The organism is Sphingopyxis sp. 550A (genome assembly GCF_053569535.1).
This window is the reverse complement of sequence record NZ_CM131615.1, coordinates 3,934,023-3,957,145: the sequence shown is the minus strand read 5'-3', so window position 1 is coordinate 3,957,145 and position 23,123 is coordinate 3,934,023. Positions and strand designations below refer to the sequence as shown.

28 protein-coding genes are annotated in these 23,123 nt (G+C 65.4%); 12 read left to right on the top strand and 16 right to left on the bottom strand.

Translation table 11 applies throughout. The features are described 5' to 3' along the window. Positions 1-26: 26 nt before the first annotated feature. From ACVENA_RS19200 to ACVENA_RS19165, 8 genes are all read right to left on the bottom strand, one after another. Positions 27-857: a fimbrial biogenesis chaperone gene (locus ACVENA_RS19200; RefSeq protein WP_449326672.1), complete on the bottom strand. Its 831-nt coding sequence runs from the start codon at positions 855-857 to the stop codon at positions 27-29. A 207-nt stretch (positions 858-1,064) separates the two neighbouring features. Next, on the bottom strand, positions 1,065-1,559 hold the full coding sequence (locus ACVENA_RS19195) for a DUF4402 domain-containing protein (RefSeq protein ID WP_449326671.1): 495 nt from the start codon (positions 1,557-1,559) through the stop codon (positions 1,065-1,067). 269 nt (positions 1,560-1,828) lie between these two features. Then, complete coding sequence (locus tag ACVENA_RS19190) at positions 1,829-2,785, bottom strand: ParB/RepB/Spo0J family partition protein (protein WP_449326670.1); 957 nt, start codon at positions 2,783-2,785, stop codon at positions 1,829-1,831. Continuing rightward, positions 2,786-3,568 carry a ParA family protein gene (locus ACVENA_RS19185; RefSeq protein ID WP_449328969.1) on the bottom strand — a complete coding sequence of 261 codons (783 nt, stop codon included), beginning with the start codon at positions 3,566-3,568 and terminating at the stop codon, positions 2,786-2,788. Then, a complete protein-coding gene (gene rsmG / locus ACVENA_RS19180; RefSeq protein ID WP_449326669.1) occupies positions 3,568-4,452 on the bottom strand; it encodes a 16S rRNA (guanine(527)-N(7))-methyltransferase RsmG in 885 nt (294 codons plus the stop codon). The genes ACVENA_RS19185 and rsmG overlap by 1 nt, the downstream gene beginning before the upstream one ends. Positions 4,453-4,519: 67 nt before the next feature. After that, a complete protein-coding gene (mnmG, locus tag ACVENA_RS19175) occupies positions 4,520-6,382 on the bottom strand; it encodes a tRNA uridine-5-carboxymethylaminomethyl(34) synthesis enzyme MnmG (protein ID WP_449326668.1) in 1,863 nt (620 codons plus the stop codon). 266 nt (positions 6,383-6,648) lie between these two features. Further along, positions 6,649-7,932 carry a tRNA uridine-5-carboxymethylaminomethyl(34) synthesis GTPase MnmE gene (mnmE, locus tag ACVENA_RS19170; protein ID WP_449326667.1) on the bottom strand — a complete coding sequence of 428 codons (1,284 nt, stop codon included), beginning with the start codon at positions 7,930-7,932 and terminating at the stop codon, positions 6,649-6,651. A 44-nt stretch (positions 7,933-7,976) separates the two neighbouring features. Further along, on the bottom strand, positions 7,977-8,273 hold the full coding sequence (locus ACVENA_RS19165) for a DUF6489 family protein (protein WP_449326666.1): 297 nt from the start codon (positions 8,271-8,273) through the stop codon (positions 7,977-7,979). A gap of 96 nt (positions 8,274-8,369) precedes the next feature. Here ACVENA_RS19165 and ACVENA_RS19160 point away from each other — a divergent pair, with 96 nt between their 5' ends. Genes ACVENA_RS19160 through ACVENA_RS19150 form a run of 3 tightly spaced genes read left to right on the top strand, consistent with a single transcriptional unit; the run spans position 8,370 to position 11,063 of the window. Further along, positions 8,370-9,077 (top strand): dienelactone hydrolase family protein, encoded by a 708-nt coding sequence (locus tag ACVENA_RS19160; protein WP_449326665.1) that lies wholly within the window; start codon positions 8,370-8,372, stop codon positions 9,075-9,077. Then, positions 9,074-9,472 carry a nuclear transport factor 2 family protein gene (locus ACVENA_RS19155; RefSeq protein WP_449326664.1) on the top strand — a complete coding sequence of 133 codons (399 nt, stop codon included), beginning with the start codon at positions 9,074-9,076 and terminating at the stop codon, positions 9,470-9,472. Before ACVENA_RS19160 ends, ACVENA_RS19155 begins: the two co-directional genes overlap by 4 nt. Positions 9,473-9,485: 13 nt before the next feature. Continuing rightward, on the top strand, positions 9,486-11,063 hold the full coding sequence (locus ACVENA_RS19150; RefSeq protein ID WP_449326663.1) for an FMN-binding glutamate synthase family protein: 1,578 nt from the start codon (positions 9,486-9,488) through the stop codon (positions 11,061-11,063). Between the two features lie 91 nt (positions 11,064-11,154). Here ACVENA_RS19150 and ACVENA_RS19145 read toward each other — a convergent pair whose 3' ends face one another. The 8 genes from ACVENA_RS19145 to hemE form a co-directional block, all read right to left on the bottom strand. Beyond that, the gene (locus ACVENA_RS19145) at positions 11,155-11,556 is read right to left on the bottom strand and encodes a DUF1489 family protein (RefSeq protein WP_449326662.1); all 402 of its coding nucleotides are present in this window, start codon (positions 11,554-11,556) and stop codon (positions 11,155-11,157) included. Between the two features lie 31 nt (positions 11,557-11,587). Further along, positions 11,588-12,022 (bottom strand): hypothetical protein, encoded by a 435-nt coding sequence (locus tag ACVENA_RS19140; protein ID WP_449326661.1) that lies wholly within the window; start codon positions 12,020-12,022, stop codon positions 11,588-11,590. 48 nt (positions 12,023-12,070) lie between these two features. Next, positions 12,071-12,790 carry a YjbE family putative metal transport protein gene (locus ACVENA_RS19135; protein ID WP_449326660.1) on the bottom strand — a complete coding sequence of 240 codons (720 nt, stop codon included), beginning with the start codon at positions 12,788-12,790 and terminating at the stop codon, positions 12,071-12,073. A 1-nt stretch (position 12,791) separates the two neighbouring features. Further along, on the bottom strand, positions 12,792-13,445 hold the full coding sequence (locus tag ACVENA_RS19130; protein WP_449326659.1) for a YjbE family putative metal transport protein: 654 nt from the start codon (positions 13,443-13,445) through the stop codon (positions 12,792-12,794). Continuing rightward, on the bottom strand, positions 13,445-13,738 hold the full coding sequence (locus ACVENA_RS19125) for an antibiotic biosynthesis monooxygenase family protein (RefSeq protein WP_449326658.1): 294 nt from the start codon (positions 13,736-13,738) through the stop codon (positions 13,445-13,447). Before ACVENA_RS19125 ends, ACVENA_RS19130 begins: the two co-directional genes overlap by 1 nt. A gap of 10 nt (positions 13,739-13,748) precedes the next feature. After that, positions 13,749-15,005, bottom strand: a complete 1,257-nt coding sequence (rho, locus tag ACVENA_RS19120) for a transcription termination factor Rho (protein WP_257546235.1) — start codon at positions 15,003-15,005, stop codon at positions 13,749-13,751. A gap of 195 nt (positions 15,006-15,200) precedes the next feature. Beyond that, positions 15,201-15,644, bottom strand: a complete 444-nt coding sequence (locus ACVENA_RS19115; protein WP_449326657.1) for a CopD family protein — start codon at positions 15,642-15,644, stop codon at positions 15,201-15,203. 9 nt (positions 15,645-15,653) lie between these two features. Then, positions 15,654-16,679, bottom strand: coding sequence for a uroporphyrinogen decarboxylase (hemE, locus tag ACVENA_RS19110; protein ID WP_449326656.1), 1,026 nt, complete (start codon positions 16,677-16,679; stop codon positions 15,654-15,656). Positions 16,680-17,039: 360 nt separating this feature from the next. Between hemE and ACVENA_RS19105 the strand changes: the two genes are divergently transcribed. The 9 genes from ACVENA_RS19105 (at position 17,040) to ACVENA_RS19065 (ending at position 23,073) form a co-directional block, all read left to right on the top strand. After that, positions 17,040-17,852, top strand: coding sequence for a pyruvate, water dikinase regulatory protein (locus tag ACVENA_RS19105; protein WP_449326655.1), 813 nt, complete (start codon positions 17,040-17,042; stop codon positions 17,850-17,852). Further along, positions 17,849-18,448 (top strand): Maf family protein, encoded by a 600-nt coding sequence (locus ACVENA_RS19100; protein WP_449326654.1) that lies wholly within the window; start codon positions 17,849-17,851, stop codon positions 18,446-18,448. Before ACVENA_RS19105 ends, ACVENA_RS19100 begins: the two co-directional genes overlap by 4 nt. After that, positions 18,445-19,260 (top strand): shikimate dehydrogenase, encoded by an 816-nt coding sequence (gene aroE / locus ACVENA_RS19095; RefSeq protein WP_449326653.1) that lies wholly within the window; start codon positions 18,445-18,447, stop codon positions 19,258-19,260. Before ACVENA_RS19100 ends, aroE begins: the two co-directional genes overlap by 4 nt. Then, on the top strand, positions 19,257-19,880 hold the full coding sequence (gene coaE, locus ACVENA_RS19090) for a dephospho-CoA kinase (protein ID WP_449326652.1): 624 nt from the start codon (positions 19,257-19,259) through the stop codon (positions 19,878-19,880). The genes aroE and coaE overlap by 4 nt, the downstream gene beginning before the upstream one ends. A gap of 19 nt (positions 19,881-19,899) precedes the next feature. After that, positions 19,900-20,598, top strand: coding sequence for a DNA polymerase III subunit epsilon (gene dnaQ / locus ACVENA_RS19085; RefSeq protein WP_449326651.1), 699 nt, complete (start codon positions 19,900-19,902; stop codon positions 20,596-20,598). 43 nt (positions 20,599-20,641) lie between these two features. Beyond that, positions 20,642-21,217 carry a ribosome hibernation-promoting factor, HPF/YfiA family gene (hpf, locus tag ACVENA_RS19080; RefSeq protein WP_449326650.1) on the top strand — a complete coding sequence of 192 codons (576 nt, stop codon included), beginning with the start codon at positions 20,642-20,644 and terminating at the stop codon, positions 21,215-21,217. Positions 21,218-21,381: 164 nt separating this feature from the next. Further along, complete coding sequence (locus tag ACVENA_RS19075) at positions 21,382-21,846, top strand: PTS sugar transporter subunit IIA (RefSeq protein ID WP_257546215.1); 465 nt, start codon at positions 21,382-21,384, stop codon at positions 21,844-21,846. A gap of 16 nt (positions 21,847-21,862) precedes the next feature. Next, positions 21,863-22,201, top strand: coding sequence for a DUF1491 family protein (locus ACVENA_RS19070; RefSeq protein ID WP_449326649.1), 339 nt, complete (start codon positions 21,863-21,865; stop codon positions 22,199-22,201). A gap of 197 nt (positions 22,202-22,398) precedes the next feature. Continuing rightward, a complete protein-coding gene (locus ACVENA_RS19065) occupies positions 22,399-23,073 on the top strand; it encodes a cell wall hydrolase (protein ID WP_449326648.1) in 675 nt (224 codons plus the stop codon). Positions 23,074-23,123 lie beyond the last annotated feature (50 nt).

Below are 23,123 nucleotides of genomic sequence, written 5' to 3'. Positions count from 1 at the left end.
CCGCGGTCTTCGCGCGAATCCCGGCCCTATTTCACCACCCGGTCGGCGTCGGCAATCGTGCCGCCGCCGATGTCGCGATCCTCGCTGTAGCGGATATGCACCGGCCCCCTGAGCTGCGCGGCGAGTTCGGGCGGGACGGGCAGCGACACCTTGCGTGCCGCCACCTCGGGATAGACCGCGATCCCGCGCGCGAGCAGCAACGGCTCGGCGACCCCCGGCCGCGTCACCTCGATATCGCCATAGACCGAGCGGTTGCCGCTCCGCGCCAGGTCGAACTCGAACGCCGGCCCATCCTTCGTCACACCGACCCGGGCGTCGCCGATCGTCGCGGTCGCGCCGAGGTCGCCGACGCGGACGATGATCGGAATGGTGATGCCATAGATCGGCGTCAGCGCGATCGACACGCCGGTGGGCGCGGGCCTGGCGGGATCGGCCGCGACCGCGGGCGCCGCGTCGGGCACCGCGCGGAACAGCATGTGCGCGCGATATTCGCCAGGCGCGAGCCCTTCGGGCAGGCGCACCCCGACTCGGATCACCTGCGGCTGGTTCGGCGGCAGCGTCACGCGGCGCGGGCTGAAGGCGATCATGCCGAGCGCGGCGCGCTCGGCGGGCGTCACATCGGCCTCGGCGATCTCGTCGAGCCCGCCGTCCGCGGTCATCCGCTTGATTTCCAGACTGATGCGATAGGTCGCGGGTTCGCTGCCGATATTGTTGAGCACCACTTCGGTGCCGCGCGATCCGTCGAGAATGATGCGCGTCGGCGCGACGAGCAGGTCGCCCGCAGCCAAAGCGGGCGGCGCAGCGGTGCCGAGCGCAGCCGCCGAGAACAGGCAAAAGCCCTTGATAAAGCGCAACATAGACACGATCCCCACAATCGTTGCGGAGCGACGGCCGCCGCTCCTTTGGTTGGTCGCATCCCTGTTGCGCCATCATGGTTGATATTTCGCTAACCATGATGGCTGGCCGGACCGGGGCCGCGCGCACAAAAAAGGGCTCCGGAGACTGGCGCTCCGAAGCCCTTTTGTCGGCTGGCGAGCCCTCAAGGCTCGCCGGCCCCCACCCGATTACTGGTAGTTGGCGGTGACGGTGAACGTCCCGGCATAGCTGCCCGCCGCCTGGTTGGCGCCGACGCTGAGTGCGCCGCCGACCGAGAAGCTGTTGCCCGACGCGGCGAGCGTCATCGAGGTCGCCGACGAGGTCAGCGTGGCTGTCATGCTGTTGGCGCCCGAGCTCAGCGACACCGTCGACGGAACGCTGATGGTGACGGCCTGGCCGGTCGTGCCGCCGAGGTTGAAGCCCGCAGCCGAGGTCGTGCCGATGCAGGTCAGGCCGCTGCCGCAGCTCACGCCGCCGGCGGTCGAAACCGTGACGGTCGAAGCGGCGGTGCCGCTGACGATCGTCGCGAAATCGAGGTCGGTGCTGTTGGCGATCGTCAGCGGCGCGAGGATTTTCGCCTTGGCCGTCGCCGTGGCCGTCGCGGCGTGCGCCGCCGAGGCGTTCATCGCAAAGGCAGCAATCGCGGCGCCGACGAGGGCGCGCTTCATTCCAGTGGTGCGCATATGATTTGGTCCCTTGAACAGTCGAAACTCGAATGGAAATCCCACCCCATTCGCCGACCCCTTTAGCGGGTCACCCGTTCAGGCTTTGCGCAACAAGCATGGTTAACAGCGCATATACGAATAGCCCGCGTTGCGCGAAGCAAGCGAGCGAAAACAAGGCCTTGAGCCATGATTGGGTCGATCATGGAGATCGCCTTCGGTCTGTTAACGGCCCGCCGCGGGACAGATTAAGCGCGCAGCGAAAAAAGGATCGCGCGAATCGGCCGGTGTCAGATGCCCTCGCCGCTCAGCCGCTGGCAGATCATGTCGAGCTGGTCGAGCGACGCGAATTTGAGCGTCAGCGCCCCCTTGCCGCCGCCGGCATAGTGGATCGCGACGCCAATCCCCAGCAGTTCGGACAGATGGCGCTCGACCGCGACGATGTCGGGATCGCGGCCGCCGTCGAGGCTCTTATATTCGAGCGGCGCCTTGTTGCGGCCTCCGCCCTTGCCTTCGCGTACCAGCGCCTCGACTGCGCGGACCGACAGGCCCTCCTTGACGATCCGGCGCGCGATCTCCTCGGCCCCGTCGGCGCCGATCAGCGCGCGGGCATGGCCCATCGACAGCGCGCCGTCACCGACCAGATCCTGCACCCCTTGCGGCAGATCGAGCAGGCGCATCAGATTCGCGACATGGCTGCGCGATTTACCGACCAGCTTCGCCAGTGCTTCCTGGCTGTGGCCGAAATCGTCGATCAGGCGGCGATAGGCGGCTGCTTCCTCGATCGCATTGAGATCCTGGCGCTGAATATTCTCGACCAGCGCAATCTCATAGGTCGCGGCGTCGTCGAGATCGCGGACGAGTGCGGGAACCTGATGCAGCCCGGCGCGCTGCGCCGCGCGCCAGCGGCGTTCGCCCGCAACGAGCTGATAGCCATGTCCATCCGGGGCATGGCGAATGATGATCGGCTGCAACAACCCGCGCGCACCGATCGAATCGGCGAGCTCGGCGATCGCTGCTTCATCGAAATGGCGGCGCGGCTGGTTCGGCAGCGGGCGAATCGACGCGACCGCGACATGCTGGACCGCGTCGCCCGCCACCGGCGCCGCCTTCGCCGCCGCGCCCGGCGAGGCGAGCACTGGCGCCTCGACCGCCGCATCGCCGAACAGCGCGTTCAGCCCGCGCCCGAGCCCCGAGGGCCGCTTTCGTGGCGCCTGCCCGCCTATTTCCTTTTCATTATCAGACATTTAAGCGGCCTTGCGAATATCGGGCAGGCGGTCGATCAGCTCGCGCGCGAGCGCGATATAGGCCGCCGACCCGGCGCAGCGATGGTCATAGATCAGCGCCGGCAACCCATGGCTCGGCGCTTCGGACAGGCGGACATTGCGCGGGATCACCGTCTCGAACACCACCGGGCCCAGCACCTCGCGAACATCGTCCGATACCTGGTCGGTCAGCCGGTTACGGCGATCGAACATGGTGAGCGCGACCCCGAGAATGAACAATTGCGGATTGAAGCGCCCACGCACGCGCTCGACGGTGGTCAGCAACTGGCTGAGTCCCTCGAGCGCGAAAAATTCGCACTGGAGCGGCACGAGCAAGGATTCGGCCGCGATCAGCGCATTGAGCGTCAGCATGCCGAGCGACGGCGGACAGTCGATCAGGCAGATATCCCACTGCCCCGCTTCGGCGCCCGACAGCGCCTGTTGCAGACGATGCAGACGATCGGCGAACTCGATCAGCTCGATCTCGGCGCCCGACAGGTCGACGGTAGCGGGAACAATGTCGAGCCGCGGCACTGCGGTCGGAACCGCGCATTCGGCGATCGTCGCCTCGGCACGCAGCAAATCGTAGCTCGAAAATTCGCGCTGCGCCTGCGTGATGCCGAGCCCGGTCGAGGCGTTGCCCTGCGGATCAAGGTCGATGATCAGCGTCCGCCACCCGGTCGCCGCGAGCGCGGTCGCCAGATTGATCGCGGTCGTCGTCTTGCCGACCCCCCCCTTCTGGTTCGCCACGGCAATGCGGATCATCATTTCCCTCTTTGCTCTGCGCCGATGCGACCTTCGCCGATCAAAATCCTGCTCTCCGCATCGGTGCGGCTCTGTTCCACGTGAAACATTCTCTGCCATGGCTGCGGCAACAATGCCAGTTCCTTAACCGCGTTTCGTCCCTTTGGCAGCAGCCAGCGCGTCGATTCGGTGGAAAAACGCGTGGACAAGGCAATCAGCCGGTCGAGCGGCGCGAAAGCGCGAGCGCTGATCGTTGCCGCCGGCTGCGTCTCGACGCGTTCGAGCGGCGCTTCGACTACCTCGACATGCGTCAGATCGAGGTCGGCCGCGACCCCGCGCAAAAACTCACACCGCCGCCGCCGCGATTCAATGAGCAGCATCGGCCGCGGGCTCAGAATCGCCACCACCAGTCCGGGCAATCCCGGTCCGCTCCCCAGGTCAATCCAGAGCCCATCGCGCTTCGCATCAAGTGCCAGCAATTGCGCGCTGTCCGCGATATGGCGCACCCACAGACTCGGGATCGTCGAGGCCGCGATCAGATTCTGTCGCTCATTCTCCGCGATGAGCATCGCGGCAAAGCGATCGAGCTGATCCCATTGCCGCGCGGTCGGGGCCAAGGCGTGGCCGATCCAACCCCGCGCCTGCTCCTCGCTCGACAACACCTCGTTCACCATCATCCCTCTCATCCGATCGAATCCCGCGAAAGCGGGCCAGCTCTCTTTCTTCTTCGCGCCTTTGCGTGGCATTTTTATAGATTCACGCAAAGGCGCAAAGACATGCCCCAGCCCCAAAAGCCGGTTCCAAAATATCTCACACAAGGACACAAAGATGCCGCTCTGACTTTCACCTTCGCGAAGATATTGACCGGCCTTTATCAAGTAGGGCGCTTCGCGCGATGCCTTCACCAATCGCCGCGAGCCCGACCGTCCCTCTTCGTGTCTTTGTGTGAGACAATCAAAACCCTGGAAACGGCTATGCCGCGCGCCGCCGCCCATGCACCATGATCGCGGTCAGCGCCGCCGGGGTCACCCCGTCGATCCGCGCCGCCTGTCCCAATGTCTCGGGCCGGGCCTTCGAGAGCCGCTCGACCATCTCGCGCGACAGCCCGCCGATCGCGCCGTAATCGAGCGCCGGATCGAGCACGATCGCCTCGTTCGCCGCGAGCGCGCGCAGTTCGGCATCCTGCCGCGCAATATAGGGCGCATAATGCGCATCTTCGGCCAGTTCCGACAGGATCGCCGCGTCGATCGCAGCGAGTTCGGGCGCAAGAGCCTTGAGCGATTCGAGCGTGACGTCCGGAAAACGCAACAGGTCGATACGCCGCCGTGCGACCCCATCGCCCGGAATCGCGAGGCCGATCGCGGCATAGTCCGCCGATGCCACCGGCGCCGCGAGCAGGGCCTGCGCCTCCGCCCGCTCGGCCATTCGCGCCTCGAAAAGCGCCGCCGTCGCGGGCCGCACGAGCCCCAGCGCGATCCCTTTCGGGGTCAGCCGCGTCGCAGCATTGTCAGCGCGCAGGCGCAGGCGATACTCCGCACGCGCAGTAAGCATTCGATAGGGCTCGGTCACGCCCTGCAACACCAGATCGTCGATCATCACCCCGATATAGGATTCAGAGCGGTCTAGGATCATCGGCACACGGCCCTGAACGCCGAGCGCCGCATTGGCGCCCGCGACCAACCCCTGCGCGGCGGCCTCCTCATAGCCGGTCGTGCCGTTGATCTGCCCCGCGCAGTATAGCCCACCGATGGCGCGGACCTGCAGCCCCCGATCGAGCGCACGCGGATCGATATGGTCATATTCGACCGCATAACCGGGCACCGTCATCTCGACCTTTTCCAGCCCTGCCATCGTGCGCAGCATCGCGAGCTGGACATCGGCGGGAAGCGAGGTCGAAACGCCGTTGGGATAGACGAGCGGCGAATCGAGTCCTTCGGGCTCCAGAAACACCTGATGTCCGTCGCGGTCGGCGAAGCGATGGATTTTGTCCTCGATCGACGGGCAATAGCGCGGCCCGGCGGCGCCGATCGCGCCGGTGAACAGCGGCGAGCGGTCGAGATTCGCGGCGATGATCGCGTGCGCCGCGGGGTTGGTGCGCGTGATCGCACAGAAAATCTGCGGCACGTTTCGCGCGCTGTTCCACGTGGAACAGGTCCAGTCGCCGTCATCGGACGGCTGCTCCTCGAGGCGTGCCCAGTCGATCGTCCGGCCATCGAGGCGTGGCGGCGTACCGGTCTTGAGCCGCGCCATCGGCAGGTCGGCGGCGCGAAGCTGCTCGGCGAGACGATGGGCACCGACCTCCCCGATGCGGCCGCCTTCCATCCGCTCTTCGCCCCGAAAGAGCCGCCCGCCAAGGAACGTTCCCGTCGCGAGCACCACCGCCCCGGCCTCCAGGCGGGCGCCGTCGCCGAGCTCGAGTCCCTCGACGCGCGTGCCGTCCGGCGACAGCACCAGCGCGGCGGCTTCGCCCGCAACGACGCGAATCCCCTCCTCTGCCGCGAGCAAGGTTTGAATCGCTTCACGATAGAGTTTGCGATCGGCCTGGATGCGCGGTCCCTGCACCGCCGCGCCCTTCGACGCGTTGAGCATCCGGTAATGGATCGCCGCGGCATCGGCGGCGCGCGCCATCCAGCCATCGAGCGCATCGACCTCGCGCATCAGGTGACCCTTGCCGAGTCCGCCGATCGCGGGATTGCACGACATCGTGCCGATCAGCGCGGGATCGAAACTGACAAGCGCGACGCGTGCACCAAGCCGCGCCGCCGCCGCGGCCGCCTCGGTCCCGGCATGTCCACCGCCGACGACGATGACATCGAATTTCGTTTCATTTTGCATGATCGCGGCGCCCATAACCCAAAGCCGCCTCCAAATCCATCGGCGCGTAGCGCCCAATATTATCTCACACAAAGGCGCGAAGAACACGATCTTCTTCTTTGCGCCTTCGCGCCTTTGTGTGAGATAATTTCTTCCCGAATCCCATCGATCTCACACAAAGACACAAAGAGGGCCGCCCTATCGCACGGTCGCGCCCTCTTTGTGTCTTTGTGTGAGAAAAAGGGGCTTCGCCCACACTTTGCGACGAAGCTGTTCCACGTGGAACATCATTTGCCGATACAGAAGCGCCCGAACAATGCGTCGAGCATATCTTCGACCCCCGCGCGCCCGGTGATGCGGTCGAGTGCCACCGCCGCGAGCCGCAAGCGCTCGGCAATCAGGATCATATCCCCGGCCTCGCGCGTGTCCGGATCGATCGAAAGCCAGTCTCTCGCCTCGGCAAGCGCGGCGCGCTGGCGCTGGCGCAACGCGGCTTCGCCTTCGCGCGGCAGCAGGGTGCGTGCCATTTCGACGATCGCGGCGTGGAGCCGGTCCATCCCTTCCCCCGTCGCGGCCGACAGGATCAGATCGCAGCGCGCCGCCTTAGCCCCTGCCGCGGCATCGCCGCGCCAGCGGTCGGCCTGCGCGGCGATCAATATGCGACGCGGATGCGCGGGCGCGTCCGCCGGCGGTCCGAGCCAGAGCAGGATATCGGCCGCCTCGACCGCTGCTTTCGCGCGGCCGATTCCGATCGCTTCGACATCATCGGCACTTTGGGCGCGGATACCGGCCGTATCCGAAAAGCGCATCGCGATCCCATCGAGCGCGAGCGGCGTCTCGATCACGTCGCGCGTCGTCCCCGCGACCGGCGACACGATCGCCAGCTCGCGCTGGGCCAAAGCATTGATAAGAGTGGATTTACCGGCATTCGGCGGTCCCGCGATCACCACCGACAGCCCCTCGGCGATCACCTCCGCCGCCGGCCGCGCCAGCCATTCGCCAAGCTCGGCGGCTAGCTCCGCCATCCGGCTCACCAATCGCTGCGCGGCTCCTTCGTAAACCTCGACATCATCTTCATCGGCAAAATTGAGCTCGGCCTCGGCCCCCGCCATCAACCCGAGCAGCCGCTCCTGCCAGCCCATGACCGCGCGCGACACATGGCCGCTCGCCATGCCGAGCGCCTGTACCCGCTGGCTCTCGGTTTCGGCCGCGAGCAGATCGGCAAGTCCCTCGGCCTCGGCAAGGTCGATCCGGCCGCTCAGAAAGGCGCGGCGCGTGAACTCGCCCGGCTCGGCGCGGCGCAGTCCCGGCAATGCGCCAAGCGCCGCTTCGACCGCCCCAACCACCGCGCGGCCGCCGTGCAGATGCAGTTCGGCCAGATCCTCGCCCGTCGCGGTCGCCGGTCCCGGAAACCACAGCAGAAGCGCCCGGTCTAGCGGCGCCCCCGCAGCATCTCTCAGCTCGGTCAGCGAAGCGCGGCGGGGCGTGGGCAATCGCCCGGCCAGCGCTTCGAGCGCCGGCCCAGCTGCGGGTCCGCTGATGCGCACGACGGCGATCGCCGCCGGCGGCATCCCGCTCGACAGCGCAAAAATCGTGTCGCTTACAAGGCTTTGGTTCAGCTCTTGCGTCCCTTGGCGGATTTGTCGTCATCGCCCTTGTCGGACGCTTTCGACGCGCCGCCCATCAATCCGCCGCCGAACTGGCCGAGCAACGACTGGACCAGACCCAGCCCGCTTTCGCCCATCGGTACCCAGCTCTTGACCATCGCCTGCACCATGTCGGGGGTGATCCCCTTCGCCATCAGTTCCTTGACGCGCGACAGATAGATGTCGTGGAGCGGCTCGAGGTCGGGAAGCCCGAACAGCCGACGCGCCTCTTCGGGCGTGCAATCGATCTCGATATTGAACTTCATCGCCTGGCCTTCCCCCTTCGGCGCTTGAGCCGCGCCCGTTGGCCCGCTAGCTTCGCGCTTTCCCCGCCAAGAAGCAAGAGACAGGAGAGCTCCCCGATGTCCGCACCCTCCCCGACGAACACCACCATCGCCGCGCTCGACGGCGAAGGCGCGATTCCCGCCTATGTCGCGCGTCCTGACGCCGATTCATCGCGTGCGATCATCGTCATTCCCGAAATCTTCGGCGTGAATGCCGGAATTCGCGAGAAATGCGACGATTGGGCGGCACAGGGCTATCTGGCGGTTGCACCCGATATCTTCTGGCGCTTTGCCCCCGGCATCGAGCTCGACCCCGATATCGAGACCGAAATGAACGAGGCGCTCGGCTATTTCGGCCAGTTCGATGCCGACAAGGGCGTGAAGGACATCGAGGCTGTCATCCGCTGGGCACGCGGCCAAAGCGCGAACAAGGTCGGCGCGGTCGGCTTCTGCCTCGGCGGCAAGCTTGCGTATATGACGGCGGCGCGCACCGACATCGACGCATCGGTCGGCTATTATGGGGTGATGATCGACCAGATGCTGGGCGAAAGCCACGCAATCGCGCATCCGTTGCTGCTCCATATTCCGACGAACGACCATTTCGTCAGTCCCGAAGCGCAGGCGAAGATGCATGAGGGCCTCGATCCGAACCCGAAAGTCACGCTCCATGACTATGAAGGGCTCGACCATGGTTTCGCCGCGACCCACGGTAACCGGCGCAACGAGGAGGCGGCTCAGCTCGCCGACGGCCGCACCCGCGCCTTCTTCGCCGAGCAGCTCGCATGAGCGCGCATGACGGTCTCGCCGCCTGGCACGCCTATATGGCGGGCGGCGGCGATCCCGAGGCGCTGAAGGCCTTGCTCGCCGAGGATGCGGTGTTTCACTCGCCCGTCGTCCACACACCGCAGGAAGGCCGCGACAAGGTCTTCGCCTATCTCCACGCGGCGAGCCACGCGCTCGGCGGCGACGATTTCCGCTATCTGCGCGAGATCGTCGACGGCGATCAGGCGATGCTGGAATTCCAGACGGAACTCGACGGCATCCAGATCAACGGTGTCGACATCATCCGCTGGGATGGCGGAGGAAAGATCATAGATTTCAAGGTGATGGTGCGACCGCTCAAGGCGATCAACAAGGTATGGGAAAAGATGGCGGCGACGCTCGCGGCGCAGGCCGGCTGATTCCTATACGCCGATGCTCCGCTGGATCGCCTTTCCCGTCCTGATCGCGCTCGCCGCCGCCGCGACCTGGTGGCCGCCTGCGCGCTGGACGCTGGTGGCCTGGGTGCCGCTGCTGCTGATCGCGCTGTATGACGCCGTCCAGCGCAAGCACAGCCTGCGCCGCAACTACCCGCTGATCGCGCGCATCCGCTGGCTGTTCGAAGCGCTGCGACCCTTCCTCTATTCCTATATCGTCGAAAGCCCGCTCGAGGGCCGTCCTTTCGCGCGCACCGAGCGCGACCTTGTCTATGCGCGGGCCAAGGGCGATCTCGACGCGCATCCCTTCGGCACCGAACTCGACGTCTATTCGGACGAATATGAGTGGATGAGCCACAGCATCGCGCCGAAGCACGACCATGACCGCACGCAGCGGGTGACAGTCGGTGGCGCGCAATGTTCGCGGCCCTATGACGCCGCGCTGCTCAACATCTCGGCGATGAGCTTCGGCTCACTAGGCGCCAATGCGATCGAGGCGCTCAACCTCGGCGCCAAGCTGGGCAATTTCTATCACGACACCGGCGAAGGCGGTTTCAGCCCCTATCACGCCAAATATGGCGGCGATATCGTGTGGGAACTCGGCAGCGGTTATTTCGGCTGCCGCGACGAGACCGGCCGCTTCGACCCCGCGCGCTTTCGCGACCGTGCGCAGAGCGAGCAGGTCAGGATGATCGAGATCAAGCTCAGCCAGGGCGCGAAACCGGGGCATGGTGGGGTGTTGCCCGGGCCCAAGGTCAGCGCCGAAATCGCGGCGACGCGCGGCGTTCCCGAAGGGCAGGATTGCATCTCCCCTGCCGCGCACTCGGCTTTCGCGACCCCGATCGAGATGGTCGAGTGGGCGGCTAAACTGCGCGAGCTTTCAGGCGGCAAGCCCGTCGGCATCAAACTCTGCGTCGGCCAGCCCCACGAAATCTATGCCGTCATGAAGGCGATGATCGAAACCGGAATCCGCCTCGATTATATCGTCGTCGACGGCGCCGAAGGGGGGACCGGCGCAGCACCGGTCGAATTTTCCAACCGCGTCGGGATGCCGCTCCGCGAAGGGCTGATCTTCGTGCGCAACGCGCTCGTCGGCTGCGGGCTCAAGGAAGAGGTGCGGCTCGCGGCGTCGGGCAAGGTGCATTCAGGCGCGGGGCTCGCGACCAACTGCGCGCTCGGCGCCGACTGGTCGAACGCCGCGCGCGCCTTCATGTTCACGCTCGGCTGCGTCCAGTCGCTCAAATGCCATACCGACAAATGCCCGACCGGAATCGCGACGCAGGACCCCGGTCGCCAGCGCGGACTGGTGGTTGCGGACAAGGCCGAGCGCGTCCGCCGCTTTCAGACCGCGACGGTGTCGGCGCTGTGGGATTTGAGCTGTGCGATGGGGCTCGACAATCCCTGGGCAATCCGGCCGCACCACCTGCACGAACGGCTCAATTCGGCACGCTCGGATTCGATCGACCGCATCTATAAATTCTACGACCGCGGCGTGCTGCTCGCCGATCCCGATTCGGTGTCGAGCGCTCGCTATTGGGCGATGGCCCGCGCGAACAGTTTCCGCGCGGCGCTTTAGATCGTGATGGGGTTGGACCGAAGCACCACCTTCCTTATCTCGTCATCCCGGCCTTCGCCGGGATAACGATTCAGTCTGAACTGATCATGCTCTAGATCAGGCTCAATTCCGCCAGCTCGCGATAGAGTTCGGGTGGTAAATCGCCGATCCCGTCGCCGTCATCGATGCCCTTCGGGGCATCGGCGTCGGTCAGGTAGCGCCAGCCCTGATGCGCGCGCTTCGGCTGCGGGTGGATGCGTTCGAGCAGCCCTTTGCAGACGATGTCGATCCGCCCGTCGTCGCGATCGTCGAAGCGCAATATCTCGACCCGGCCGACGAGCGTGTGGCGGACGATGAAATGCAGCTTGCCACCGATCAGTTGGTCGGCTCGCTTCGGCTTGAACCGCGTCGTGAAGCGAACCTCCCCTGTCTCGCTGCGCGCGGAAATCCGCGCGGCGAGCGAGGGATAGTCGGGGCATCCCACGGCGACGCGGGTCATGTGGAGCTGGGACATGACCATCAGATCGGGTCTCCGGGTCGAGAGTTCAACCGGTCCGGGGGCTCAGATAATAATCGCCCCGGCCCAGCGGATTGACCGGAAGCTGAAGCAGCATCGCCGGTGAGATGAGGACGGCGATCAAGGCCTTCACCCCGAAGAGCGCGGCACAAGGGGTAAGAACGACGGCGACCGACCCCATGGTCGCCAGCGCCAGGCGTCCGATCGCGCGCCGCATATGGTCGCCGGGCTGAATCTCAGGAACCGTCAGCATCTCGGCAAGGATCTCCGAGGCATCCTCATATTGCCATGCCGGCACGGTCAGCCGGAAACCGCCGATCGCAATGATGTCGGGCGAAACGCTCGTATAATATTCGCCGCCGACATGAACGATGATCCCGGCGGCATCGAGCATCGCGGCGACGGTCAGCGCCTCACCTCGCGCCAATATCCGCGCAATCGGTACCATCGCATCATCTGCCATGGACCCGTCATGCGGCGCGATAGAGACGCTGTCCAGCACAGCGCCCGATCAGCCGCCGATAAAGCTCATGAAATGCGGATGGACGTCGTGCCAACCCTCCCAGATCATCTTGCCCGCCACATAGACGATCACCGCGAGGCCGACCCAGGCGATCCAGCGGTAACGCTCGATATATTTGGCGATGATGTTCGCCGCCACGCCCATCATCGCGACCGCGAAGATCAGCCCGACGATCAGGATGCCGGGATGCTCGCGGGCCGCGCCGGCGACCGCGAGGACATTGTCGAGGCTCATCGAGACATCGGCGACCGCGACGCCCCACGCCGCGGCGGCAAAGCTCTTGGCGGGCTTCAGACCTGACTCCTCGTCGCCCTCGACCTCGGGCGAGCCCGCCGATTCGCCGTGCCCGCCGCGCAGGTCGCGCCACATGCGCCACGCGACCCAGAGCAGCAGCAGGCCGCCCGCGAGCACCAGCCCGACGATGCCGAGCAACTGCTGGACGACGAGCGCGAAGCCGATGCGCAGGACAAGCGCGGCACCGACGCCGATCAGGATCACCTTGCGGCGCTGGTCGGCGGGCAGGCCCGCCGCGAGAGCGCCGACGACGATCGCATTGTCGCCCGCGAGCACAAGGTCGATCAGCAGAACCTGAAGAAAGGCGGCAAAGGCCGCGGGTTCGGTGATGTTCGAGAAATCATGGACGATCGCGTCCCAGATTCCCGCCGACGGCGCCGCGCCCGCGGCAAAACTCAGCAATTCCACGATCATCTCAGCGCACCCATCCGAACAAATGGCCCAGGCCGATCTCGGGATCGACCCAGCCGTCGTAAATCATCTTCAGCGCCACATAGAGGATCACGACCAGTCCGACCCAGGCGATCCAGTGATAACGCTGCAGCAGCTTGGCGACATAATTGGCGGCCAGCCCCATGACGATCACCGTGAAGGTCATGCCGACGAACAGCAAGGCCGGATTTTCCCGCGCGATCGACGCGACGAGCAGGACATTGTCGATGCTCATCGACAGGTCGGCGATCGCAATCGAAACCGCCGCCTTGAAAAAGGTCTGCTTCGCCGGTTCGCCCTCTATTTCCGGGGTTTCGGGATCGTCGACCGGACCGGCGGCGGGCGTGGGCCGTATCTCGCGATACATATTATAGGCGACCCAGAGCAGCAGCAGCCCGCCCGCGAACACGAGGCCGGTGATCTTGAGAAGCTGCGTCGCGATCGTCGCGAAAGTGACCAGGAAAACGAGTGCCATGCCGACGCCGAGCATCAGCACCCGCTTGCGTTCGCGTTCGGGAAGCCGGCCGGCGATCGTCCCCATGATCAGCACGTTGTCGCCCGCCATGGTGAGGTCGCCGATGATGATCTGCCCGAGCAGCACGAGCCCCGAGACGGTGAAGATCGCCGAAAAATCCATCAGAGCGGCTCTCCATAATAGCTGACCGTGGGAACCGGATCATAAAAGGGATGCAGCAGCGCGCGCCACCGCTCATACCTGTCCGAACGCCGGAACCCCTCGCGATGATCCGCGACTGCGCGCCAGTGCGCGATCAGCAGATAGGGCTGGCCGGCGTCGAGCGGCGGACGGATTTCGAGCCCGAGGAAACCCGGCGAAGCCTCGATCAGCGGCCGCGCCTCGGCGACGGCCGCCTCGAACGCGGCTTCGGACCCCGGTCGAACCGGCAGCAAGGCAAGTTCGACCACCGCCACGCGCGCGGACTTACTGGTTCATCGAATCGAAGAAATCTTCGTTCGTCTTGCTGTCCTTGATCTTGTCGAGCAGGAATTCCATCGCATCGACGGTGCCCATCTGCATGAGGATGCGGCGCAGCACCCACATCTTCGAAAGCTTGCCCTTTTCGACGAGCAATTCTTCCTTGCGGGTGCCGGACTTGCCGACGTCGAGCGACGGGAAGATGCGCTTGTCGGCAACCTTGCGGTCGAGGACGATTTCGCTATTACCCGTGCCCTTGAATTCCTCGAAGATCACTTCATCCATGCGGCTGCCGGTATCGATCAAAGCAGTGGCGATGATCGAGAGCGAACCACCTTCCTCGATGTTGCGCGCGGCGCCGAAGAAACGCTTCGGACGCTGGAGCGCATTGGCATCGACACCGCCGGTCAGCACCTTGCCCGACGACGGCACGACGGTGTTGTAGGCGCGTCCGAGACGCGTGATCGAGTCGAGCAGGATGACGACATCCTTCTTGTGCTCGACGAGGCGCTTCGCCTTTTCGATCACCATTTCGGCGACCTGGACGTGGCGCGTCGCAGGCTCGTCGAAGGTCGAGGAGACGACCTCGCCCTTCACGCTGCGCTGCATGTCGGTGACTTCCTCGGGGCGTTCATCGACGAGCAGAACGATGAGGTAAACCTCGGGATGATTGTCGGTGATCGCCTTGGCGATATTCTGGAGCAGCACGGTCTTGCCGGTGCGCGGCGGCGCGACGATCAGCGCGCGCTGGCCCTTGCCCTGCGGGCTGACGAGGTCGATGACCCGCGCCGACTTGTCCTTCACGGTCGGATCGACCGTGTCGAGCGACAATTTCTGGTTCGGATAGAGCGGGGTGAGGTTGTCGAAATTGACGCGGTGGCGCACCGCCTCGGGATCGTCGAAATTGACGCTGATCAGCCTGGTCAGCGCGAAATAGCGTTCGCCGTCGCGCGGGGCGCGAATCTCGCCCTCGACGGTGTCGCCGGTGCGCAGGCCATATTTGCGAACCTGGTTCGGCGAGACATAGATGTCGTCGGGCCCGGCGAGATAATTGGCGTCGGAGGAACGGAGGAAGCCGAAACTGTCGGGCAGGACTTCGATCGTCCCCGACCCGATGATTTCCTCGCCCTCTTCGGCGAGTTCCTTGAGGATCGAGAACATCAGATCCTGCTTGCGCAGCGTCGAGGCGCCCTCGACGCCCAGTTCCTCGGCCATTTCGACGAGCTGGGCGGGCGATTTGGTCTTGAGTTCTTTAAGATGCATGGATGGATTCCAGGATGAAATTCAGGAGAAATAATCTTTGTTTTCAGTGCATCCGCAGGGATGCCTATCCGGCCGGGGGACGGCCGTTTGCGATAGCTTCGGCGCGGGAAGCACCGTCCGCGTGGAAAGCGGGGTTGATCGGCCCCTATAACCCGCTTTTGCGCAAGTCAATCGCGGCTGCGTCGGGGCGGCGGCTCAGAACGGTCGCACGACCACCAGTATGACGATGATTGCCGCGGCGATCCCCGGCACCTCGTTGAGGAGGCGAAGTTTTTTTTCGGTCAGCGGGCGTTCGCCGCGGCGCAATTTCTTGAAATAGCCGATCAGCCAACCGTGATAGGCCGAGAGCAGGATGACGAGCAGCAATTTGCCGTGGAACCAGCCCTCGCGCCAAACATCGCCGTTGAAGGCGAGCATCAGCCCGAACACCCAGACGAGGATGATCGACGGGTTGAGGATGATCTTGCGCAGGCGATCCTCGCGCTCGATCCACTTCTTGTCCTCGTCCGATCCGACCGCGCACTGGTGGTGATAGACGAAGAAGCGCGGCATCATGAACAGCCCCGCCATCAGGAAGATGACGAAAATCACGTGCGCGGCTTTGACCCAAAGCATCGTTACCCCCAGAAAACCTGCCATAAGTCCCGCCTACCCACGGACGCGCCGGATCAGATGTTCGACATGGGCTATGGGCGTGTCGGGCACGATGCCATGGCCGAGATTGAAGATATGGGGGCGATCGGGGAAAGCCGCAAGGATGCGATCGATCGCGGCGTCGAGCACGTCGCCCCCCGCGACGAGCGCGAGCGGGTCGAGATTGCCCTGCACCGGCAGATGCGGTGGCAGCGCCGCGTCGACCCAGGCCGGATCGACCGTCTCGTCGAGCCCGATCGCATCGACCCCGGTCTCGTTCGCGTAGGATGCGAGCTTGCCGCCCGCGCCCTTCGGAAAGCCGATGACCGGTGTGTCGGGATGGATCGCCTTCAGCCGGCGGACGATCTCGGCATTGGGGGCGATGACCCAGCGCTCGAACTGCGCGGGGCTGAGGCTGCCCGCCCAGCTGTCGAAGAGCTGGACCGCCTCGACGCCCTGTTCGATCTGGCCTGACAGATAGGCGACCGACAAATCGACGATCGCCTCGACGATCGCGCCGAACGCAGCCGGATCGCCGAACGCCATCCGCCGCGCCGCGGCCTGGTCCTTCGACCCCTGCCCCGCCACCATATAGGTCGCGACGGTCCACGGGCTGCCGGCAAAGCCAAGGAAGGTCGTTTCGGGGGGCAAGGCATCGGCGACGCGCGCGACGGTGGCGTATACCGGGTCGAGCCGCTGCGGCATCGCGGCGAGCGACGCCAGGGTAGTATCGACGAGCGGCGGCGCGAGCCGCGGTCCCTCACCCGCCTCGAACCACAGATCCTGTCCGAGCGCGTGCGGAACGACGAGAATGTCGGAAAAGAGGATCGCGCCGTCGAAGCCGAAGCGGCGGATCGGCTGCAAGGTGACCTCGGCCGCAGCCTCGCTGTCGTAGCAGAGTTCGAGGAAGCCCCCCTTGGTTTCCCGGAGCGCGCGATATTCGGGGAGATAGCGCCCCGCCTGGCGCATCAGCCACAGCGCGGGCTGCTCCTGCCGCACCCCGCGCAGCGTTGCCAGCAAGCTTTTCGACGACGCCTTCACGCGGTCCCTCTTTCTCTCTTCATATATATTTAAAGATGATTGTAGTGGTTTGTTGGTCGGCGGATTGCGGGGCTTTAGGCGCGGGCGCCCCTTTTGCCAACATATTGACTCTACGCGTCACAGGTAACGTCACGGAGTCGCCGGCCGCTTTCCCCCTAATTCACAGCCTGTGGATAAATTTCATCGCTTGTGGACAAGCGGTGGAGTGGAATCGGCAGCGTCGGGGATGAATCCTGCGTGCCGATCTTGTCCCGGCGGTTATGCCGAAACTTATCCACAGCGTGTGTCCGTCGCTCTGCCTGTGCGGGGGCAACGAGCCTGCACGCTTGCCTTTTCCTTCGCCGCTGCGAAATATGGGCTATGGACCGGCTCCACCTGCACCTTATATCCGATTCCACCGGCGAAACGCTCGAAAATATCGCCAAGGCGGCGATCGCGCAGTTCGACGATGTCGAGGTCGTGCGCCATTTCTGGCCGATGGTGCGATCCGAATCGCATCTCGATCGGATCATCGCCGAAGTGCAGGCGAGCCCCGGCATGATCCTGTTCACCCTGGTCAACGGCGAGTTGCGTGCCAGCCTCGAACGGCGCGCGGAGGCGCTCAACCTTCCGCTCGTTCCCGCGCTCGACGCGGTCACCGATGCGCTGTCGCGAATGCTGGGACAGGAAGCGAAGGCGCGCCCCGGCCGCCAGCATGTGCTCGACGCCGCCTATTTCGCGCGGGTCGAGGCGATTCAATTCACCGTCGCGCACGATGACGGCATCGGCTGGGAGAATTGGGAGCAGGCCGACATATTGCTCGCCGGGGTATCGCGGACCTCGAAAACCCCGACGAGCATCTATCTCGCCAACCGCGGATACAAGACCGCGAACATCCCGATCGTTCCCGAATCGCCGCCACCCGACGCGCTCTACAATCTGAAGCGCCCGCTCGTCGTTGGACTGACCACCGGGCTCGACCGGCTGGTGCAGGTACGGCGCAACCGCCTTCTCTCGCTCAATCAGGCACCCGAAACCGCCTATGTCGACGACGAAAGGGTCAAGGCCGAGATCGCCTATGCCCGGCGCATGTTCGCCGACAACGGCTGGCCGGTAATCGACGTGACGCGCCGCTCGATCGAGGAGACCGCCGCCGCGGTGATCAAGCTGATCGAGGATCGCGGCACGGCATGACACAGCTTCTTCTCGCCTCGCAGAGCAGCGGCCGCGCCGCGATGCTCCGCGCCGCCGGGCTCACCTTCGAGACGACCGCCGCCCATGTCGATGAGGAGGCGCTGACCGCTTCGCTGCTCGTGGCAGGGCAAACGCCGCGCAATATCGCTGACGCGCTCGCCGAAGCGAAGGCGGTCAAGATTTCGTCGCGGCTTCCCGGTGTCACGGTGATCGGCGCCGACACCACGCTGGCGCTCGACGACGGGTCGATGCTGACGAAACCCGCGGACCCCGCAGAGGCCGCCGATCATCTCCGCCGCATGGCCGGAACGCGGCACCGCCTGTTCAGCGCCGCGGTCGCCGCGCGCGACGGTGCGCCTGTTTGGCGCGCGGTGGGCGAGGCAAAGCTGTGGATGCGCCCCTTGCCGGACGCCTTCATCGCCGACTATGTCGCGCGCCACTGGGACAGCATCCGCTGGACCGTCGGCTGCTATGAGATAGAGGGGGCGGGCGTGCAACTATTCGACCGGGTCGAGGGCGATCCCTGGACGATCATCGGTATGCCGATGCTGCCGCTGATGGCGTGGCTGCGCGCGACCGGGCTGGCCCCGGCATGAGCGGCATCCCCTATGCCGAGGTAATTGGCGACCCAATCGCCCAGTCGAAATCGCCGCTGATCCATGGCTTCTGGCTGAAGGCGCTCGGGATCGACGGCGAATATCGCCGCGCGCATGTGAAGCCCGAAGATCTGGCTGCCTATATCGCCGAACGCTGCGACGACCCCGACTGGCGCGGTTGCAACGTGACGATTCCGCACAAGCTCGCGATCATGGATTTCGTCGACGATCCCGGCGATATTCGCGGCACGATCGGCGCGATGAACACCGTCGTGCGCCAGCCCGACGGCGCGCTGGTCGGGACCAACACCGACGCTGCGGGCTTCTACGCGCCGCTCGCCGAGCTCGATCTCGATGGCGCCCCGGTTGCGGTCGTCGGTGCTGGCGGTGCCGCGCGCGCGGTCCTGTTCGCGCTGGCCCGCGCCAAGGTCGGTCCTGTGACGATCCTGAACCGCTCGCCGCTGAAAGCGATGGGCCTGCTGGCGGCCTTCGGCCTCAAGGGTGAGGTCGCCGCGCTCGACGCCGGGTTGCCCCCGGTGTCGCTGCTCGTGAACAGCAGCAGCCTCGGCATGATCGGGCAACCGCCGCTCGACCTCGACCTGTCGCCGCTTCCCGAAGACGCGATCGTCTACGATTTGGTCTACGCGCCGCTGCAAACGGGATTGCTGAAGGCCGCCGAAGCGCGCGGACTCGACACCGTCGACGGGCTCGACATGCTGATCGGGCAGGCGGCGCTCGCTTTCGAGCTCTTTTTCGGCAAGGCGCCGCCCGAAGGCCGCGACGACGAGTTGCGCGCGCTGCTGACCACATGAGCTTCCGAACCCCCATCGGCGCGCGATTGCGCCGCCCCTTCATCCTCGGCCTCACCGGCTCGATCGGCATGGGCAAGTCGACCGCGGCGGCGATGTTCGAGCGCGAGGGCGTCCCCGTCTTCGACGCCGATGCCGAGGTGCACCGGCTTCAAGGGCCTGGCGGTGCGCTGGTCGCAGCGATCGAGGCGCGCTTCCCGGGCACCACCGGCCCGCACGGCGTCGACCGGCAAGAGCTTGGCACGCGCGTGCTCGGCAACACGCACGAGCTGGCGGCGCTTGAGGCGATCGTTCACCCCGCGGTGGCGAAGGCGCAGCATAAATTCCTGATGCGGCATCGCGCCCGCGAGGTCGTCATCCTCGATATTCCCCTGCTGTTCGAGAAGGGCGGCTGGCGCAAGGTCGGGGCGATCGCCGTCGTCTCGGCGCCGACGTGGATGCAGAGCAAGCGGGTGATGCGCCGTCCCGGCATGACGCGCGCCAAGCTGAAGGCGATCCGCCATCTGCAGGTGGCCGACCGCGTCAAGCGCGCGCGCGCCGATTTCGTGATCGAAACGGGCCGCCCCAAAAGCGAGACGCACCGTCAGATCCGCGCCATCGCCTCTTGTTTCCGCGCCCGATAGGGGCAATATTGATTCGAAGATGCGTGAGATAATCTTCGATACGGAAACTACGGGACTCGACCCCAGAGCGGGGCACAGGTTGGTCGAAATCGGCTGCATCGAACTGATCGACCGCCGCGAATCGGGCCGGACCTTTCATGCCTATTTTCATCCCGAACGCGATATGCCGGCCGAGGCCGAAGCGGTACACGGTCTGTCGATCCAGTTCCTGTCCGACAAGCCGCTGTTTGCGACCCGCGTCGACGAACTGATCGACTTTCTCGGCGACGCGCCGATGGTCGCGCACAATGCCGCTTTCGACTTCGGCTTCATCAATGCCGAGCTCGCGCGCGCCGGACGTCCCGCGCTCGACATGGCGCGCATGTGCTGCACCGTACAGATGGCGCGCAAGCTCCATCCGGGCGCCAAGCACAGCCTCGACGCGCTCTGCACGCGCTACGGCATCGACCGCAGCCACCGCGTCAAGCATGGCGCGCTGCTCGACGCTGAACTGCTCGCGCATCTCTATATCGAAATGACCGGCGGGCGGCAGATCGGCCTCGGCCTGGCGGCGGAAACCGCGCCGGCCGCGCATGCCGCCGCCGATCCCGTTCGCGCCGCCGCGCCGCCGCGCGCCTTTCGTGAACCGCGCGCCCATGCCGCCAGCGCGGCCGAACTGGCGCGCCATGCCGAATTCGTCGCCAAGCTCACAGGACCGCTGTGGCACGATAGTCCGTGACGGCGGCCCCGGCCGCCGCCGCGATTCTGGAAGGAGAAGAAAAATGGAAATCCGCGTCTCTGGACACCAGATCGAAACCGGCGAAGCGCTCCAGGCGCATGTGTCGGACCGGATGAACGCGATTGCCGATAAATATTTCTCCCGCGCGCTCGGCGCGCACGCGACCTTCGGCAAGGGGCCGCACGACAGCTTCCAGTGCGATATCGTCGCGCATGTGATGCAGGGGCTCGTGCTCAAGGGGCACGGCCAGGCGCAGGACGCGCATGTCGCCTTCGAGGCGGCCGCCGAGCGCATCGAAAAACAGCTTCGACGCTATATGCGACGATTGAAGGACCGCGGAAACCTCAACGGCCAATCCGCCGCGTCGATCGACGATTTCGTGGAAAATGCGAGCTATGTCGTGTTCGACGGCGGTGCTGAGGAGGATGAGGCCGGCGACGCGCCGGCGATCATCGCCGAAACGCGCGTCGATATCCCGACCAGCAGCGTGTCCGACGCGGTGATGATGCTCGACCTTCGCAACACCAACGCGCTCTTGTTCGTCAACAGCAAGACCGGCTCGCACAATATGGTCTATCGCCGCGACGACGGCACGATCGGCTGGGTCGAGCCGCGCTAGGGCGGCAGCTTGCAGACAATAGGACTGGATTTTCTCCGCCATCCGGCCTAAGGGCCGCGCCCATTGATACCCGGATGGCGGGGCCTGCCACACGACCGATCCCATGATCGTTTGCCAACAGGATGAACCGGGCGGCGCCCGGCGGATATGATTTGACCAAAGCGATGAACCTATCTTCCCTTCTCTATCCCGCGACCGTGCGCGCGCATGTCCAGCTCGATTCGAAAAAGGCGCTGTTCCCGCTCGTCGGTGATCTTGCCGCGCGCTCGCTCGGCCTCGACGCCGGCGAAGTCAGCGAAGCCTTGCTCGAGCGCGAGCGCCTCGGCTCGACCGGCTTCGGGCGCGGCATCGCGCTTCCGCACGCGAAGATGGCCGACCTCACCGGGGTGCGCGGCCTGTTCCTGCAACTGGCCCGCCCGATCGATTTCCAGGCGGTCGACGGCCTGCCGGTCGACCTGCTGTTCGTGCTGCTGTCGCCGCTCGATGCGGGCGCCGATCATCTGAAGGCGCTCGCCGGCGTTTCGCGGATGCTCCGCAACGACAGCATCGCCGAACGGCTGCGCGGCGCGAAAAGCGACGAGGCGCTCTATGCGATGCTCGTCGACGCCGAAACGCGCGACGCGGCCTAGACGCGCGACCGTTTCCGTGGCTCGGCTCAAGAGTCGCTTTCTCGTCGACCTCCTCCTCCGCCGCACCGAAGCGGCCGGCGGCTTCGCGGCGATCCTCGCGCGGGGGGACGAAACCTCGGGGACCATCCTCATCCAATGCAGCGATCGCGGCGAGCCCGGACCGTTGCTGGAACGCCGCTTTTCGCTGGACGGACACTATATCTGGCAGGCCGTGGGCCCCGATGACCCAAAAGATGGTGAAGCCCGCGCAAACTATCAGGAACGGCGGCGAAAGGCCGATCCCGACCTGTGGATCGTCGAACTGGATATCGCAGATGCGCCACAACTCGTCGCGGAGTGGGCTGCGTTAACTTGACTCTGTTGCGGCGCACAATAAGTCGCGCCCATTCCATAACGCGTAGGTCGTTCCGTGGGTTGCCCTGCCTTGGCAAGGGGCCCGAAAAACGGTTCGGACACGCAGTCGGATGATGGCCGCAGGCGGCATAGAGCCAAATATAGCTCACCCGCCTGTCTTGAGGTTTCGGTCCATCAGCCGCCCTTTTGACGGATTATATGAGTCGCATTTTGAACGCCGCCAGCGTGGCTGCCGTCGGCATGACGGCCACCGCGATGCTGCTGCTGGCCGAACCGGGCTTCGCGAGCGATCTCGCGGAGAGCGCGAATCTTCCCGCCATCACCCTGCCGGGCGCCGATGCGCCGCAGAGCGACCCGGCGGATGCCACGACGACAAGCGAACAGCCGGTCGTGACACTTCCCCAAAATCCCCTTTCCGAAAGCAGGGACGAGTCCGCGGCCGAGCCGAAGCCGACGCTGGATGTCGACTCGCTCGCCGAACTCGTCGCCGCGACCGACCGTCCGGCCGACATCGATCCCGAACTCCGCTGCCTTGCCGGCGCCGTCTATTTCGAATCGCGCGGCGAATCGCTGGCGGGCCAGCTCGCGGTCGCGCATGTCGTGCTCAACCGCGCCAAGTCGGGCCGCTTTCCCAAGAGCCTGTGCGGTGTCGTCCACCAGCCGAGCCAGTTCAGCTTCGTGCGCGGCGGCAAGATGCCTGCGATCCGCAACGCGGCCCAGTGGAACAACGCCGTCGCCATCGCGCAGATCGCGCGCGACGGAAGCTGGAAGACCCAGGCGCCGGGCGCCCTCTTCTTCCACGCGCGCTATGTCTCGCCGGGCTGGCGCAAGACGCGCATCGCGTCGATCGACAATCATATCTTCTATCGTTGATTCCTTGAACGGGGCGCGACCCGCATCCCGTTCATTGCCAGGCCATTTTT